The following is a 17,241-nucleotide window of genomic DNA, read 5'->3' as shown; positions in this document are numbered from 1 at the left end:
CACATCACGGAGTGGTGGTCTGCGCGGCCAGGCGGCGGATGGCCGCCATCGGGACCGGGAGCCAGTCGGGGCGGTGCCGGGCCTCGTACAGCACCTCGTACACGGCCTTGTCCGTCTCGTACGCGCGCAGCAGCGCGGGCTCGTCGCGGGGGTCGGTTCCCGAGGCCTCGGCGTAACCGGTGCAGTACGCGTCACGGCACCGCTCGGCCCAGTCGGGGTTCCAGGGGCGGTGGGAGCGGGCCGCGTAGTCGAAGGAGCGGAGCATGCCGGCGACGTCCCGCACCGGTGGCTGGGGGCGGCGGCGCTCGGCGAGCGGCTTGGCGGGCTCGCCCTCGAAGTCGATCACCGACCAGTCGCCGTCCTGTGCGCGCAGGGTCTGTCCGAGGTGCAGGTCGCCGTGGACCCGCTGGGCCCGCCACAGCCGGCTGCCCGACCCCGTGCCGGCGACCGCCTCGAACGCGGCGCGCAGCCCGGGGACGTACGGCATCAGCGCGGGCACCGCCTGGGCGGCGGCGTCCAGCCGGCGGCTCATCCCGTGGACCAGGTTCTCGGTCTGCGGGCGCCCGAGGGCGACCGTCGGCAGGGCGTCGGCCAGCGCGGTGTGCACCTCGGCGGTGGCCCGGCCGAGCGCCCGGGCCTCGGTGGTGAAGTCGCGCCCCGCTCCGAGCGCGTCGAGCGCGAGCTGCCAGCCGTCCTGGGAGCCCCGCAGGAACGGCTGGAGCACGCCGAGGGTGCTGGCCTCCGGGCGGCCGTTGCCGGTCTCGTACCAGGCGACGGGCGCCGGGACCCGGGCGCAGCCGGCGCGGGCGAGCGCGAGCGGCAGCTCCAGGTCGGGGTTGGCGCCGGGGTAGACCCTGCGGAACACCTTCAGGATGTACGAATCGCCGTACACCAGGGAGGAGTTGGACTGCTCGGCGTCCAGGACGCGCGGGGTCAGGCCCTCCGGGATCGAGACGGTCCGGGAGAACCGCAGCGGACCCATCGGGCCGGGGGTGCGCAATCGTTCCAGCAGGAGCGCGGCGAGCCGTGGGTCGCTGAGCCCCTCGTAGATCGTGCGCCCGGCGAGCGGGCCGTCCGGGACGCGGCCGATCAGGGCCGACGCGAGCTGCGGCGGCAGGTGGGTCCGTACGCCCAGCAGCAACTGGTAGCAGTCGCCCTGGGCGGCGGTGCTGAGCCCGGGCTGCTGGACCCGCACGAGCAGGTGCAGCAGGCCGGGGCCGGCGGTGTCGAGCGGGAGCAGTTCGGTCACCGAGACCAGGGCGAAGCCGGTGACGGGGCGCCCCTTCCCGGCGAACCAGCGCTGGCGTGGCAGCCATTCGTGGAGCAGGGGCACCAGCGAGGGGAGCAGGGCTACCGGGGCCCGGGCGGTGGATGCGGTCTCCGACATGGCAGCGCGTCCTTTCCCCGGGCACTACGAAATGCACAGAACGTGCAGAGTGTCCCGGAATGCGGCGAGTGCTGTCCGGCTGTGCGGGACGTGTCGGGCGGGGATGGTCGAGATAGACCCGAATCGACGTATGAGGGGGAGAGTGCCCAGGGCGGGGCGACGGAAACGCCCCGCCCTGATGTCCTCACCCCTTCCCGGCCGCCCGGCCCGCGGAACGGTCGGTCACGACGGGGCGCGCCCTGCCCACCGCCCCGCCCGGAGACCCGCCCGCGGCCGTGCCCGGGGCGGTGCCGGCAGTGCCGCCGTGCGGCGGCGCCTTCGCCGCCGCGCCCGCTGACCGGCCGTCAGGAGCCGCCCGGCCGGGTGCGGCGGACGCGGGGGTGCCGGCCCCGGTCCCGCGTGGCGCCCCGTCCGGTGCCCGGCCCGGTGTCCCGCCCGGCGCGGTCACGGCCGCCGCGCCGGGCGTCGCAGCCGCCGGACCGGGCGCCGGGGTGGCGCCGGGCGCCACGGGGGTCCGGGCCGCCATGCCGGTGGTGGCCGAACCGGGCCTGCCCGGCGCCACCGAAGCCACCGACGCCTCCGTGACCGTTCTGCCCTTGCCCGGCTTCGCGGTGTCCTTGCGCAGCCGGAACCAGTAGAAGCCGTGCCCCGCGAGGGTGAGGAGGTACGGCCATTCGCCGATCGCGGGGAAGCGCACCCCGCCGATCAGCTCCACCGGGTGCATCCCGTTGAACCGCCGCAGGTCCAGCTCGGTCGGCTGCGGGAAGCGCGAGAAGTTGTGCACGCACATCACCAGGTCGTCCCCGTACTCCCGGAGGAAGGCGAGGACCGCCGGGTTGGACGACGGCAGCTCGGTGTACGAGCCGAGGCCGAAGGCCGGGTTCTGCTTGCGGATCTCGATCATCCGCCGCGTCCAGTGCAGCAGCGACGACGGCGACGCCATGGACGCCTCGACGTTGGTGACCTGGTAGCCGTAGACCGGGTCCATGATGGTCGGCAGGTACAGCCGTCCCGGGTCGCAGGACGAGAAGCCCGCGTTGCGGTCGGGCGTCCACTGCATGGGGGTGCGGACGCCGTCGCGGTCGCCCAGCCAGATGTTGTCGCCCATCCCGATCTCGTCGCCGTAGTAGAGGATCGGCGAGCCGGGCAGGGACAGCAGCAGCGCGGTGAACAGCTCGATCTGGTTGCGGTCGTTGTCGAGCAGCGGGGCGAGGCGCCGCCGGATGCCGATGTTGGCGCGCATCCGCGGGTCCTTGGCGTACTCCGCGTACATGTAGTCGCGCTCTTCGTCGGTGACCATCTCGAGCGTCAGCTCGTCGTGGTTGCGCAGGAAGATGCCCCACTGGCAGTTCGCCGGGATCGCCGGCGTCTTGGCCAGGACTTCGGAGACGGGGTAGCGCGACTCCCGGCGCACCGCCATGAAGATGCGCGGCATGACCGGGAAGTGGAACGCCATGTGGCACTCGTCGCCCCCGGCCGCGTAGTCGCCGAAGTAGTCGACGACGTCCTCCGGCCACTGGTTGGCCTCGGCGAGCAGCACGGTGTCGGGGTAGGCGGCGTCGATCTCCTTGCGCACCCGCTTGAGGAAGGCGTGGGTGGCCGGGAGGTTCTCGCAGTTGCTGCCCTCCTCCTGGTAGAGGTACGGCACGGCGTCGAGGCGGAATCCGTCGATGCCCAGGTCGAGCCAGAACCGCAGGGCGGAGAGGATCTCCTGCTGCACGGCCGGGTTCTCGTAGTTGAGGTCGGGCTGGTGGGAGAAGAACCGGTGCCAGTAGTACTGCTTGCGCACCGGGTCGAAGGTCCAGTTGGACGTCTCGGTGTCGACGAAGATGATCCGCGCGTCCTGGAACTGCTTGTCGTCGTCGGCCCAGACGTAGTAGTCGCCGTACGGGCCGTCGGGGTCGTTGCGGGATTCCTGGAACCACGGGTGCTGGTCGCTGGTGTGGTTCATCACGAAGTCGATGATCACTCGCATGCCGCGCTGGTGGGCGGCATCGACGAACTCGACGAAGTCGGCCAGGTCGCCGAATTCGGGCAGTACGGAGGTGTAGTCCGATACGTCGTAACCGCCGTCCCGCAGAGGGGACTTGAAGAACGGCGGGAGCCAGAGGCAGTCGACCCCGAGCCACTGCAGGTAGTCCAGCTTGGCGGTGATGCCCTTGAGGTCGCCGACGCCGTCGCCGTTGCTGTCCTGGAACGAACGCACCAGAACCTCGTAGAAGACGGCTCGTTTGAACCAGTCGGGATCACGGTCCTTTGCCGGCGTGTCCTCGAACGTGTCGTGGACGGGCTCGTTGACGATCATGATGTGGGTGACCCTCCGATCGGCGGGGACGGTCGCAGGACGAGGATGTGCGCGGGCGTGACACCCGGCTCTAGGCGCACATAGTTGGCCCTGCCCCAGTGATAGGTCTCACCGGTGAGCTCATCGCGCACCGGCACGGTCTCGTGCCAGTCGAGGCCGAGTTCCGGCATGTCCAACGACACCGTCGCCTCGTGGGTGTGGCGCGGGTCGAGGTTGACGACCGTCAGAACAATGTTCGAGCCCGCTCGCTTGCTGTACGCGATCACGGCCTCGTCGTCGGCGTGGTGGAAGTGCACCGAGCGCAGCTGCCGCAGGGCGGCGTTGCGGCGCCTGATCCGGTTCAGCTTCGTGATCAGCGGGGCGATGGTGCGGCCCTCGCGCTCGGCCGACTCCCAGTCCCTCGGGCGCAGTTGGTACTTCTCCGAGTCGAGGTACTCCTCGCTGCCCTCCCGCACCGGGGTGTTCTCGCACAGCTCGTAGCCGGCGTACACGCCCCATGCGGGCGACATGGTCGCGGCGAGGACCGCGCGGGCCTCGAAGGCGGGGCGCCCGCCGTGCTGGAGGTAGGCGTGCAGGATGTCCGGGGTGTTCACGAAGAAGTTCGGCCGCATGTACGCGGCCGCGTCGCCGGACAGCTCGGTGAGGTACTCGGTCAGCTCCTGCTTGCCGTTGCGCCAGGTGAAGTACGTGTACGACTGCTGGAAGCCGATCGCGCCGAGGGTGTGCATCATCGCGGGGCGGGTGAACGCCTCGGCCAGGAAGATCACGTCCGGGTCGGTCTTGTTGATCGTCCCGATGACCTTCTCCCAGAACACCACGGGTTTGGTGTGCGGGTTGTCGACGCGGAAGATGCGCACGCCGTGGGACATCCAGTACCGCAGCACCCGCACCGTCTCGCGGACGATTCCGCGCATGTCCCGGTCGAACGCGATCGGATAGATGTCCTGGTACTTCTTCGGCGGGTTCTCGGCGTACGCGATGGTGCCGTCCGGCCGGTGGTGGAACCAGGCCGGGCGCTTCTTCACCCACGGGTGGTCCGGCGAGCACTGGAGCGCGAAGTCCAGGGCCACCTCCAGCCGCAGTTCGCGCGCCCGTTCGACGAAGGCGTCGAAGTCCTCGATGGTGCCGAGGTCCGGGTGGACCGCGTCGTGGCCGCCGTCGGCGGAACCGATGGCCCACGGCACGCCCACGTCGTCGGGGCCGGCCGTCAGCGTGTTGTTGGGACCCTTGCGGTGGGTGGTGCCGATGGGGTGGATGGGCGGCAGATACAGGACATCGAACCCCATCGCGGCGATGGCCGGAAGTCGTTCCATGGCCGTGCGGAAGGTCCCCGAGACCATCCGCCCGTCGACCATCCGGGCTCCCTCGGAGCGCGGGAACATCTCGTACCACGAGCCGTACAGCGCCCTCTCGCGCTCCACCAGCAACGGCAACGGCCGTGAGGCGGTGACCAGTTCGCGCAGCGGATGGGCGGCCAGCGCCTGTACGGCCTCCGTGCCGAGGGCGGCCGCGAGCCGCTCCTCGGCCGGGAGCCGCTCGTCGCGCAGGGCGTCCACCACGGCGAGCACGGCCTCGCGGCCCTCGCCCTTCGGTACGCCGTCGGCGGCCCGCTCGTGCAGGGCGGCGCCCTCGGCCAGCACCAGGCCGGTGTCGATACCGGCCGGGATCTTGATGCCGGCGGTGTGGCGCCAGGTGGAAACGGGGTCGCTCCACGCCTCGACGGTGTACGTCCACCGCCCTTCGGCCGTGGGAGTGACCTCGGCGCCCCAGCGGTCCGTGCCGGGCGCCAGTTCCCGCATCGGGGTGAACGGGCCCGGGTGTCCGGCCGGGTCCGTCAGCACGACGTTCGCGGCCACGGCGTCGTGGCCCTCACGGAACACCGTGGCCGTAATCTGGAAGGTTTCGCCGACCACCGCCTTGGCGGGCCTTCTGCCGCAGTCGACCAGCGGGCGTACATCGAGAACGGGAATGCGACCAATCAGCGAGTTCACGGCATCACCTGAGGGTTGCGTAACGGGTATCGCTCTTTGTACTTGCTCCGTTGACGAGTGGCAGAGCGCAGGCATCACCGCTCCTGTCCGGGTTCACTCGGGTGGGCGGGTACCGGTGGAGCCCTACCCACACCCTTCGGGTGGGCAATCCGGCGCGTTGTTAACTACTCAGGCGTAGGCGAACACGAAAAGAACCGGCCCCGTTCGAGTGGAAAACAGAGGCCGGTTCATGCTCGGGTGTGTCCAGTGGCGTTCAGGTGAGCGTCTGGGCGCCGCGCTCCTCAGGATCGCTCGCCCAGATCTGCCACGGACGGCGCGCCACCCACTCGTCGACCGGCGCCGGCGCCACCGACAGGGCCCGCGCCGACCGTCCGTCGTCCCCGTCCATCAGCAGCGGATCGCGGCCCTTCGCCATGTAGTGGTAGATGCCCGCCACCCCGGCCGCCCCGGCCGGACCGATGGCCTGGGCGAGGGCCTGCTCGAAGACGTGCGGCGCCTGCGCCCGGTAGCGCACCGCCCGCCCCAGCCCCCGGCCGAACTCCTCCGCCAGCTGGTCCCCCGTCAGGGCGCGCTCGCCGCCGATGTCGTACGTCCGACCCTCCAGCCCCGGCACCGTGAGCGCCGCGTACACCGCCCGGGCCAGGTCCCCGTGCGACAGCCACGCCACCGGGACGTCGGCCGGCAGCGGGTAGGCGAGGACGCCGTCGTTGACCAGGGCCGGGCCGTTCCACGGACTGAAGAGGTTGTCCAGGTAGACCGGCGGGCGCAGCACCACCAGCGGTACGCCGCTCTCCCGCAGCTCCTCCTCGGCGATCCGGCGGGTCTCGAACGCCGCCACGTCCGTGGCCGTGCGCGGCACCCGGGTGTTGGCGTTGTACACCAGCCGCCGCACCCCGGTCTGCACGGCCGCGTCGGCGATGTTCCGGGCGTAGGCCCGCACCCGCTTCGCCTCGTACACCAGCGGCATCACCACCGCCGCGTGCGTCGCCCCGGTGAACAGCTGGCGCACGGCTCCGGCGTCGCCGAGGTCGCCCGTGGCGCACGAGACGCCGGGCAGCGGCGGCCGGTCGCCCTCGGGACGCCGGGACAGGGTGCGCACCCGATGGTCACGCTCCGTCAGCAGACGGGCGACCGCGCCCCCCTGGAAACCGGTCGCCCCGACCACGGCGACCCGCATCTGATTCTGCTCGGACATTGGCTCCGACATATGCCTGATTGGCCCTTCGATAGGGTGTGACTGCTGCCATGACGGCTCCTCACAGGCTGGCGGCGGCGGCTTTGGCCGATCAATTAACAATTCGGGGCGGGGGTTGAAGGATCGTCCATGGACACCGTGCGCGCCGAAACCGGGAACGACGACCCGAACGACGATCTCCTGAGTGAGCTGTTGCAACCGTTGCGCCTCACCGGTGTCTTCGACAGCCGCTGGCACGTCCGCGCCCCCTGGGCGATCGAGGGCGACGCCGAGCAGGGCTGCGCCGTCCTCCACTACATCGTCGAGGGCAACTGCTGGATCACCGCCGACGGACAGCCGCCGCAGGAACTGCACGCCGGTGACCTGGCGGTCTTCCCCACCGGCACCGCACACCGGCTCGCCGACCGGCCCGACCGGCAGGGCGTCCCGCTCAAGGCCATGCTGCCGGAGCGCCAGCCCGGCACCTCCGGCGAGATCCGCATCGGCGGTACCGGGCCGGAGAGCCGGCTGCTCTGCGCCGGGCTGCACTACGACGCCAGCGCCGCCACCGGTCTGTACCAGGCGCTGCCCTGGGCCCTGGTGCTCGACGGCTCGCAGGTCGACCGCGAACCGCTGCTGCGCGACACCCTCCGGCTGCTCGCCGCCCCCGACCGGCCCATCGGCCCCGGCGACCGGCTGATCACCCTGCGAGCCTTCGAGATGGCCCTGGTGCTGGCGCTGCGCCCGCTGCTGCGGGAGTTCGCCGAGAACCCCGCCTCGCTGCCGGTGCTGCGCCACCCGGGCGTCAGCCGCGCCCTGGTGATGATCGCGACCCGGTTCGCCGAGCCGTGGACCATCGAGTCCCTCGCCCGTGAGGTCGGTATGTCCCGCTCCGCGTTCACGGCCGCGTTCCGCGCCCTGGTCGGCGAGGCGCCGGCCCGGCACCTGACCGGACGGCGCATGCAGGAGGCGGCACGGCTGCTCGGCGAAACGTCCCTGCCCCAGTCTGCGGTGCCCGAACGGGTCGGATACCAGAGCGCCGTCGGTTTCCACCTTGCCTTCCGCAAATGGTTCGGCGTCACTCCCGGTGAGTACCGGGCGGGTGCGGCGAGCGCCGCGTAATGGTTTCCGGCCGCGGGCTGGCCGGTTCTTAAAGACCATTGGACGGACGTTCATTGCCGAAGGTGTGGACCGGCGGACAGGCTCTCCTGCGGCAATGACGTCCGCAGGAGGAGAAACGGTGACGAGGTCCGGTCAGGAGTATCTGGCGTCGCTGCGCGACGGCCGGGAGATATGGCTCGACGGGGAGCGGATCGAGGACGTCGCCTCGCACCCGGCGTTCCGCAACACCGCCGCCTCGATCGCCCGCCTGTACGACCTGGCGCACGACTCCGCGCACGCCCCGGTCCTCACCCGGGGCGGTGTCCACCGGGCCTTCGCGATCCCCCGCTCGTACGGCGACCTCGTCGCCCGCCGCGAGGCGTACAAGGTGTGGGCGGAGGCGAGCTTCGGCTTCCTGGGCCGCACGCCCGACTGCATGGCGGGCGGCGCGGCGGGCTTCGCGGCGCTGCCGTCCCTGTTCACGACGGACGCGTACGACGGCTCGGACGCCGCCCTCGCGTACCACCGGCGGCTCGCCGAGGGCGACCTCTACCCGACCTTCACCCTCACCAACCCGCAGATCGACCGCACCCGGCCGCCCTCCGCGCAGGAGGAGGACGACCTGGTGGTGCGGGTGGTCGCCGAGAAGGACGGCGGGATCGTGGTGCGCGGCGCCAAGACGATCGGCACCGCGGCGGTCTTCGGCAACGAGGTGCTCGTCGGCACGATCGAGCCGCTCACCCCGCAGGACGTCGAGCACGCGGTGTGCTTCTCCGTCCCGGTCGGCACACCGGGGCTGCGGCTCGTCTCCCGCACCTCCTACGAGGCACGGGCGCGCAGCGTCTTCGACAACCCGCTCTCCTCCCGCTTCGACGAGAACGACGCGCTGCTCGTGTGCGACGACGTGTTCGTGCCGTGGGAACGGGTCCTCGCGTACCGGAACGTCGACGTGGCGTTCCGGATGTGGTGGCACACCCCCGCCTTCCTGAACTTCGTCCACCAGGCCGCCACCCGCTTCTGGACGAAGCTGGAGTTCCTCACCGGCGTCGCGATCCTGATCACCAAGGCCAACAACACCTACGAAGTGCCGCAGGTCACCCAGGCCATCGGCCGGCTCCTCGGCCGCGTCGCCCAGGCCAAGGCGTTCGTGCTGGCGGCGGAGGCGTCCTGCGAGGAGGTCGACGGCGGGCGCGGCGGCGTCGCGCCCGGCAGGGACATCTCCTACGCGCACCGCATCATGGCCGGCGAGCTGTACCCGCAGGCGGTCCAGGAGATCAGGCTGCTCGCGGGGGGCGGCCTGATCCAACTGCCCGCGTCCGGCGAGGACCTGCTGCACCCGGAGCTGGGACCGCTGCTCCGCAAGTACGTCCGCTCGCCCGGCACCCCCGCCGAGGACCGTGTCAAGCTGCTCAAACTCGCCTGGGACGCGCTCGGTTCGGAGTTCGCCGGCCGCCACGAGCAGTACGAGCGCTTCTACCACGGCGCCCCGCACGTCTACCTCACCCAGCAGGCCTGGGAGGGCGGCGGCCCCGCCTGCGAGGCGCTCGCCCGAGCGTGCCTGGACGGCTACGGACTGGGCGGCGCCCGATGACCGGGCGCCTCCCGCGCGCCCCGCGGCGACGGCCCGCGCTCGCTCCGGTCGGCCGCCGCCCGGCGCGCCGGCCCGCCCGCGGTGCGGCGGCTCCGGCGCCGGGCGCGGGTGCGGTTGCTCGTGGTGCGGCGGCCCGTGGTGCGGTTGCTCGTGGTGCGGTGCGGCGCGCGGCCACGTGCGGGGCGGGCCCCTGCGGCCGGCCCGGCGCTGCCACGCGCGGCCCCTCCGGCCGGCCCGCCGCACGCGGTGCCGCGGACCGCGAGGTCGGCGCGGCGTGGCTCGCCCGGTCCGTGCTCTGCGCCCCCGCGCCCGCCCGTCTGCGCGCCGCCGATCCGGGGCGGTGCGCGCGGGGCGGCCGCGCCGTCCGCCCTGCGCCCGGTCCGCACCGTGCTGTGACGGGTGCGGCGGCCGGGAGCGGTTGGGCGGCTGTGACGGGCGCGGCGTCTGAAGCTGGTTCGGCGTCTGAAGCTGATTCGGCGGCCGGGACAAGTACGGCGGTGGAGACCGCCTGGGTGGGTGTGACGGGTGCGACGGCCGGGACTGGTGCGGCGGTTGGGACCGGTGCGGCGGTTGGGACCGGTTGGGCGCCCGGGAGCGGTTCGGCCGCTGGGACGGGCAGGGCGGCCGTGACGGGCGCGACCCTCGGGACCGGCTCGGCGTCCAGGACCGGTGCGGCGGCTGTGGCGGGTGCGACGCCCGGGGCCGGCTCGGCGTCCAGGACCGGTGCGGCGGCCGTGACGGGTGCGACGCCCGGGAGCGGTTCGCACGGTCATGGTGCGGGCGATCCCGGATGGCACTGCGGCCGCGGCGCCTCCCTCCGGCCGGGACACCTCCCGGCCGCGCCCGTCCGACCGGCGCGGGCCGCGGTCACCGGTGCGGCCGCGGTGGCGGACGGGGCGGTCGTGGCCCGCCGTGCGGCGGGGCGCGGGCACGGGGGCCGTCGATGAGCCGGACGCCCGGGCCGCGGCGCGGCGCGCTGGGACTGCTGGCCGCCACCCAGCTGCTGATGATCATGGACACCGCGATCGTGAACGTGGCACTGCCGTCCGTCGGCGAGGACCTCCGCGCCGGGTCCGCAGGACTGTCATGGGTGGCCAACGCCTACCTCATCACCTTCGGCGGGCTGCTCCTCCTCGGCGGCCGCGCCGCCGACCTGTTCGGCCACCGGCGGACGTACACCGGCGGCCTCGCGCTCCTCGCGGCCGCCTCCGCCGCGGGCGGCCTCGCCCAGTCCACCGGCGCGCTGACCGCCGCCCGCGCCGCGCAGGGCGTCGGCGCGGCCTTCGCGGGCGCCGCCGCCTTCGCCCTGCTGCTGGTCCTCTTCCCGGACGGCCCCGCCCGGCACAAGGCGCTCGGCGCCTTCGCCGCGATGGGAGGACTCGGCGGCGTCCTCGGCACCGTCCTGGGCGGTGTCCTCACCGACCTGCTCGGCTGGCGCTCCACCTTCTGGCTCAACGTGGCCGTCGCCGCCGTGCTCGGCCTGCTCGCCCTGCGCCTCCTGGACGGCGGCACCCGCGGCGCCGGGGCGGGGTTCGACCCGCTCGGCGCGCTCACCGCCACCGCCGGCCTGGGCCTCCTCGCCTACGCGCTCGTCGGGCGCAGCCCCCTCGCGGGCGCCGCCGGACTCGCGCTGCTCGCCGCCTTCGCCGCCGTACAGCGCCGCGTCGCCCGGCCCCTCGTCCCGCCCGCCGTGCTGGCACGGCCCGCGCTGCGCCGCGCCAACGCGCTGAGCGCCCTGGCCCAGATGGCGCTGTTCCCCATGTTCTTCCTGGTCAGCCTCTACCTCCAGAACGTGCTGGACCGGTCCCCGCTCGCCGGCGGCCTCGGTCTGCTCCCGCTGTCCCTGGTCGTGGTCGCCACCGCCCCGCTGACCGGCCGCCTCATCGTCCGCCTCGGCCTCGGCCGCACCACGACCCTCGGCTTCGGGCTGCTGCTCGCCGGAATGGTCTGGCTCGCCCTGTCCCTGAGCGCCGACGGCACCTTCGCCACCACCGTCCTCGCGCCCAGCCTCGTGCTGGGCGCCGCCCTGCCGCTGGTCATGGTCACCACCAACGCGGCCGCCACGGCAGGGGCCGCACCCGAGGAGACCGGCCTCGCCTCCGGGCTGATCAACACCAGCCAGCAGTTCGGATCCGTCCTGGGCCTGGCCGTCCTCGTGGCCGTGGCCACCACCCGTACCGGCACGGCCACACCCCAGGCCGAGACCGCGGGCCATCAGGCGGCGCTGCTGGTCGGCGCCGCGTTCGCCGCGGCGGCCGTCCTGCTGTCGCTCCGGTCCGGCCCGCCCGCGCCCGCACCGGCACCGCCGCGCCGGGGCCGGGTGGGCGACCCGCGGTGACCGCCGCCCGACCGGCGAGCGCCGCGCCACTCATGAACCCACACGCCCGAGGGGGGCATCCCGTTGACCCTGTACGACCTTGTCGCACCGTGTCTCGACACCTGCGCCGAACCGCGCTACCGCATCACCGAGATACGTGACGCCGACCCGCTCGGCGCCGACGCGCTGCTCGCCGCGCTCCCCGCGATGAACCGCGACGCCGACGTCCCCGCACTGACCGTCGCCCTGCGCACCCTCGTACCCGACCTCGACCGGGTCGCCGGGTGGTGCGTCATCGAGGCGCTCGCCGCGATGCGGGACCTCGGCATGCTGCTGGGCTCCCTCAAACGGCACGGCGTCGAGCCGGTCGCCGCCGTCCCCGAGGTCCTGCCCGTCCTGGAGGAACTGGCGCGCCGCACCGACATGGTGCCCCGGGACACCGTGCACCACTACACCACCTGGAACCCGCTGGGCACCCGGCAGCGGATGTACACCGGCCACGAGATGGAGGCCCGCCTCCAGGAAGCCGTCCGCATGGTCTTCCCCAGCCTCGTCACCGCCCTCGACACCTGCGGCCGGCTGGCCCGCCTCGAACCGTACGACCCCGGTTTCGCCCTCGCCCTGGACCGCACCGCACAGCACGTCCAGACGATGGTCGACTCCATCGACTTCACCATCGACCACGTCTCGCCCGCCTACTTCGCCCGCACCCTGCGCCCCTACTTCGAGGAGGTCGACGTCGCCGGCCGCGGCTACCTCGGTCCGGCCGCCGCGCAGGTGCCGCTGTGGCTGGTGGACCTGACGGTCTGGCAGTGCGACCGCCCCCACCCGGGGTACGACGCCTTCCTCGCCGAGTCGGTCGAGTACAGCCTCCCGTCGTGGCGCGCCTTCCACGCCGCCCACCGCGGCGGTGTCTCCGCCGTCAGCAAACTGTCCGCCGCGCTGAGCTGGGAGACCGTGCACCGGCTGCCGCCCCGGCTCGTCGCCTCCGCGCACGCGCTGGCGCGGGTGCTGCGGATCCTCAAGACGTTCCGCGCCCGCCACATCGGCATCGCCCGCAAGGCCTACAGCGACGACCTGCGGCTGTACGACGAGGGCAGCGGCGGCGCGCCGGTGGCGCTGCTCCGCTCGGTGCTCGACCTGACCCGGGACAACGAGACGCTGGTGCGCCAGGCCACCCGGCGCCCGCGCCCCGCCGCCGCGTGAGGGGGAGACGATGACCCCGCACATCCTCATCGCCGGCGGCGGCGTCGCCGGACTGACCGCCGCGCTCGCCCTGCACGCCGCGGGGTTCCGGCGCGTCACCGTCGTGGAGGCCACCCGCGAGATCCGGCCGGCCGGCGCGGGACTGAACCTCATGCCCAACGCCGTCCGCGAACTCGACGCGCTCGGGCTCCTCGACGACCTCGAGGCCGGCGCCGTGCGCACCCGGGAACTGCGCTACTACCACCGCTCCGGCGGGCTGATCTCCCGCGAGCCGCGCGGCCTGCGCGCCGGCTACCACTGGCCCCAGCTGTCCCTGCACCGCGGCACGCTCCAGCGCGTGCTCGCCGACGCGGTACGCGACCGGCTCGGCCCCTCCGCGATCGTCACCGGTGTCCGGGTGACGGGCCTGGAGCAGCGCCCCGGCGGCCGCCCACGCGTGCGCCTCGCCCACCGCGAGGGGGCCGCGGGCGGCCGGGCGTCGCTGGAGCCGGACGTGCTGATCGGCGCCGACGGCATCCGCTCCGCCGTCCGGGCCGCCCTGAACCCCCGCGAGGGCGAGCCGCCCTGGAACGGCACGCTGGTGTGGCGCGGCGTCTCCCGGATGCCCCCGGGCCGGGCGCCCGCGTTCATGCTCGTCGCGGGCGACGACCGGCAGAAGGCGGTCGTCTACCCGATGGCCGAGCCCCCCGGCGGGGACGTCCTCGTCAACTGGGCGCTGGCGATGCCCGCCGACCGCATCGCCGACGCCGTACGCGGGGACTGGGACAGGGCCGTGCCGGTCACGGACTTCCTCCACCACTTCGACGGCTGGGAGTTCGACGGGACGGACGTCCCCGAGGTGCTGCGCGCCGCCGACGCCGCCTTCGAGTACCCCATGGTCGACCGCGACCCCCTGCGCCGCTGGAGCCACGGCCGCACCACCCTCGTCGGGGACGCCGCCCACGCCATGTACCCGATCGGCTCCAACGGCGCCACCCAGTCGATCATCGACGGCCGGGCCCTCGCCCACGCCATGTCCCGGCACCCCGACCCGGTCGACGCGCTCGCCGCCTACGAGGCGGACCGGCGCCCCGCCATGACGGAGCTTCAGCGCGCCAACCGGCGCCTGGGCCCCGAGGTCGTCATCAATCTGGCCCACCGGCGCGCCCCCGGCGGGTTCACCCACATCGACGACGTGATCCCGCCGCGAGAACGGCGGGAAATCGCCGCCCGGTACGCGGCGACCGGCGCGTTCGACCCGGAGACGGTCAACGCGGGCTCCCCGTACGGAGTCCCGGCGAACGCGCCCTGAACGCGCTCCCCCGAGTGCGCCGTGGTTGCGGAGGGCGGCCTGCCGATAACGTCGGAGGGTGAAGGCGGGCGCACACCGTGGTGCGTCCGCCCCGATACGTACCTGCCCTGCGAAGGTGGAACACGTGAAGGCAATCCGTCGATTCACCGTGCGCCCCGTCCTCCCCGAACCGCTGCGGCCGCTCAGCGACCTCGCGCGCAACCTGCGCTGGTCCTGGCACGCCGAGACCCGTGACCTGTTCCAGGCCGTCGACCCCGAGGGGTGGCGGGCGGCCGGCTGCGATCCCGTCCGGCTGCTGGGCTCCGTGTCCGGCACCCGGCTCGCCGAGCTCGCCCGCGACCGGCGCTTCCTGCGCCGCCTCTCCGCCGCCGCCGACGACCTCGACGACTACCTGCGCGGCAACCGCTGGTACCAGAACCACTCGCTGCCCGACGGCGACCTGCCCGCCGCCGTCGCCTACTTCTCGCCCGAGTTCGGCGTCACCGCCGCCCTGCCGCAGTACTCCGGCGGCCTCGGCATCCTCGCGGGCGACCACCTCAAGGCCGCCTCCGACCTCGGCGTCCCGCTCATCGGCGTCGGCCTGCTCTACCGCCACGGCTACTTCCGGCAGTCGCTCTCCCGGGACGGCTGGCAGCAGGAGCACTACCCCCTGCTCGACCCCAACGAGATGCCCGTCAGCCTGCTGCGCCGGACGGACGGCACCCCCGTGCGGGTCTCCCTCGCCCTGCCGGCCGGCCGCTGCCTGCACGCCCACATCTGGGTGGCGCAGGTCGGCCGCGTACCGCTGCTGATGCTCGACTCGGACGTCGAGGAGAACGGCCCGTCCGAGCGGGACGTCACCGACCGGCTCTACGGCGGCGGCAGCGAGCACCGGCTGCTGCAGGAGATGCTCCTGGGGATAGGAGGTGTCCGGGCGGTACGCGCGTACTGCGAGCTCACCGGCCACGCCGCGCCCGAGGTGTTCCACACCAACGAGGGGCACGCCGGTTTCCTCGGCCTGGAGCGCATCCGGGAACTGAGCGAGGAGGGCGTCGAGTTCGACGCCGCCCTGGAGGCCGTCCGGGCGGGCACGGTCTTCACCACCCACACCCCCGTCCCGGCCGGCATCGACCGGTTCGACCGCGAGCTCGTCGCCCGCCACTTCGGCGACGGCGCGGAGCTGCCCGGCGTCGACGTCGAGCGCGTCCTCCAGCTGGGCATGGAGACCTACCCCGGCGGCGAGCCGAACCTCTTCAACATGGCCGTCATGGGCCTGCGCCTCGCCCAGCGGGCCAACGGCGTGTCCACCCTCCACGGCGCGGTCAGCCGGGGGATGTTCGCCGGCCTGTGGCCCGGGTTCGACGCCGACGAGGTGCCGATCACCTCCATCACCAACGGCGTCCACGCCCCCACCTGGGTGGCGCCCGAGGTGTTCCGGCTCGGCGCCCGCCGGATCGGCACCCAGCGCGCCGAGGAAGCGCTGAGCGTCGGCGGCTCCCAGCGGTGGGACGCCGCCGGCGAGATCGCCGACTCCGAGATCTGGGACCTCCGCCGCGAGCTGCGCGAACAGCTGGTGACGGAGGTACGGACCCGGCTGCGCGCCTCCTGGCGGCAGCGCGGCGCGGGCTCGGCCGAGCTGGGCTGGATCGACAACGTCCTGGACCCCGACATCCTCACCATCGGCTTCGCCCGCCGGGTCCCGTCGTACAAGCGTCTGACGCTGATGCTGCGGGACCGCGACCGGCTGATGGAGATGCTGCTGCACCCCGAGCGGCCGGTGCAGATCGTCGTGGCGGGCAAGGCCCACCCGGCGGACGACGGCGGCAAGCGGCTGGTGCGGGAGCTGGTGCGGTTCGCCGACGACCCGCGCGTCCGCCACCGGATCGTCTTCCTGCCCGACTACGGCATGGGCATGGCGCAGAAGCTGTACCCGGGCTGCGACGTGTGGCTCAACAACCCGCTGCGGCCGCTGGAGGCGTGCGGCACGTCCGGGATGAAGGCCGCCCTGAACGGCTGCCTCAACCTGTCCGTCCTGGACGGCTGGTGGGACGAGTGGTACGAGCCGGACTTCGGCTGGGCCATCCCGACCGCCGACGGCCCGACCATGGACGAGGACCGGCGCGACGACCTGGAGGCCAACGCGCTGTACGAGCTGATCGAGAAGCGCGTCGCGCCCCGCTTCTACGACCGGGGCGCGGGCGGGCTGCCCGAGCGGTGGATCGAGATGGTCCGCCGCACGCTCGCCAACCTGGGCCCCAAGGTGCTGGCGGGTCGGATGGTGCGGGAGTACGTGGAGCGGCTGTACGCCCCGGCCGCCCTCGCCCACCGGTCGCTGACCACCGACGCGGCCCGGGAGCTCGCCGTGTGGAAGGCCCGCGTGCGCGCCGCGTGGCCGCGCGTGGCGGTCGACCACGTCGAGGTGGACGAGGCCAACGGCGTCGCCGAGCTGGGCTCCACCCTGGCGCTGCGGGTGCGGGTCGCCCTCGGTGACCTCCAGCCGGAGGACGTCGAGGTCCAGGCGGTCGCGGGCCGCGTCGACACCGACGACCGGCTGCGGGACGCCCAGACGGTGCCCCTGAAGCCGGCCGGCGGACCGGACCAGCAGGGCCGCTGGGTCTACGAGGGCCCCCTCACCCTCGACCGGACGGGCCCGTTCGGCTACACGGTCCGGATACTGCCGACGCACCGCCTGCTGGCGGCGGGTGCCGACCTCGGTCTGGTCGCGGTGCCCACGGAGGCGACCGGTGAGGGCGCGGGCGTCCTGATGCGCTGACGGCTTCCCGGCGCGTCGCCCCCTCCCCTCGTGGGGGGCGGCGCGCCGGGCGCCGCTCAGCCTGCCCCACCGGGCGGGTGCCGGGCATCGTCCGCCGAACCGGTTGCGCCCCGGCCGTCCGGCGGA

The 17,241-nt window shown here is 73.6% G+C and carries 9 protein-coding genes and 1 pseudogene; 6 read left to right on the top strand and 4 right to left on the bottom strand.

Going from position 1 to position 17,241, the window contains the following annotated elements:
* Nucleotides 1-4: 4 nt before the first annotated feature.
* The 4 genes and pseudogenes from A4V12_RS25555 to A4V12_RS25540 all read right to left on the bottom strand — a co-directional run bounded on the left by A4V12_RS25555 (nt 5) and on the right by A4V12_RS25540 (nt 6,878).
* On the bottom strand, nt 5-1,387 hold the full coding sequence (locus A4V12_RS25555; RefSeq protein ID WP_064071763.1) for a maltokinase N-terminal cap-like domain-containing protein: 1,383 nt from the start codon (nt 1,385-1,387) through the stop codon (nt 5-7).
* A gap of 613 nt (nt 1,388-2,000) precedes the next feature.
* Nucleotides 2,001-3,692, bottom strand: a pseudogene (gene treS, locus A4V12_RS25550) (maltose alpha-D-glucosyltransferase); the annotation flags it as partial.
* Nucleotides 3,689-5,674, bottom strand: coding sequence for an alpha-1,4-glucan--maltose-1-phosphate maltosyltransferase (locus A4V12_RS25545; protein ID WP_199831390.1), 1,986 nt, complete (start codon nt 5,672-5,674; stop codon nt 3,689-3,691). The gene A4V12_RS25545 and the pseudogene treS, both read right to left, overlap by 4 nt.
* 262 nt (nt 5,675-5,936) lie before the next feature.
* A complete protein-coding gene (locus tag A4V12_RS25540; RefSeq protein ID WP_199831387.1) occupies nt 5,937-6,878 on the bottom strand; it encodes an SDR family oxidoreductase in 942 nt (313 codons plus the stop codon).
* A gap of 129 nt (nt 6,879-7,007) precedes the next feature.
* On the opposite strand from A4V12_RS25540, the gene A4V12_RS25535 reads away from it, so the two are divergent.
* The 6 genes from A4V12_RS25535 (at nt 7,008) to glgP (ending at nt 17,115) form a co-directional block, all read left to right on the top strand.
* A complete protein-coding gene (locus tag A4V12_RS25535; protein ID WP_064071761.1) occupies nt 7,008-7,979 on the top strand; it encodes an AraC family transcriptional regulator in 972 nt (323 codons plus the stop codon).
* A gap of 118 nt (nt 7,980-8,097) precedes the next feature.
* A complete protein-coding gene (locus A4V12_RS25530) occupies nt 8,098-9,549 on the top strand; it encodes a 4-hydroxyphenylacetate 3-hydroxylase family protein (protein WP_064071760.1) in 1,452 nt (483 codons plus the stop codon).
* A gap of 943 nt (nt 9,550-10,492) precedes the next feature.
* A complete protein-coding gene (locus A4V12_RS25525) occupies nt 10,493-11,887 on the top strand; it encodes an MFS transporter (RefSeq protein ID WP_064071759.1) in 1,395 nt (464 codons plus the stop codon).
* Nucleotides 11,888-11,950: 63 nt separating this feature from the next.
* Nucleotides 11,951-13,072: a monodechloroaminopyrrolnitrin synthase PrnB family protein gene (locus tag A4V12_RS25520; RefSeq protein WP_064071758.1), complete on the top strand. Its 1,122-nt coding sequence runs from the start codon at nt 11,951-11,953 to the stop codon at nt 13,070-13,072.
* Between the two features lie 10 nt (nt 13,073-13,082).
* Entirely contained in the window at nt 13,083-14,363 is a 1,281-nt protein-coding gene (locus A4V12_RS25515; protein ID WP_064071757.1) for an FAD-dependent monooxygenase, read from the top strand.
* A 124-nt stretch (nt 14,364-14,487) separates the two neighbouring features.
* Nucleotides 14,488-17,115: an alpha-glucan family phosphorylase gene (glgP, locus tag A4V12_RS25510; RefSeq protein ID WP_064071756.1), complete on the top strand. Its 2,628-nt coding sequence runs from the start codon at nt 14,488-14,490 to the stop codon at nt 17,113-17,115.
* The last annotated feature ends 126 nt before the right edge of the window (nt 17,116-17,241 follow it).

The organism is Streptomyces noursei (assembly GCF_001646665.1).
Classification (GTDB): Bacteria; Actinomycetota; Actinomycetes; order Streptomycetales; family Streptomycetaceae; genus Streptomyces; species Streptomyces lavendulocolor.
This window is presented reverse-complemented; position numbering and strand designations above follow the sequence as displayed.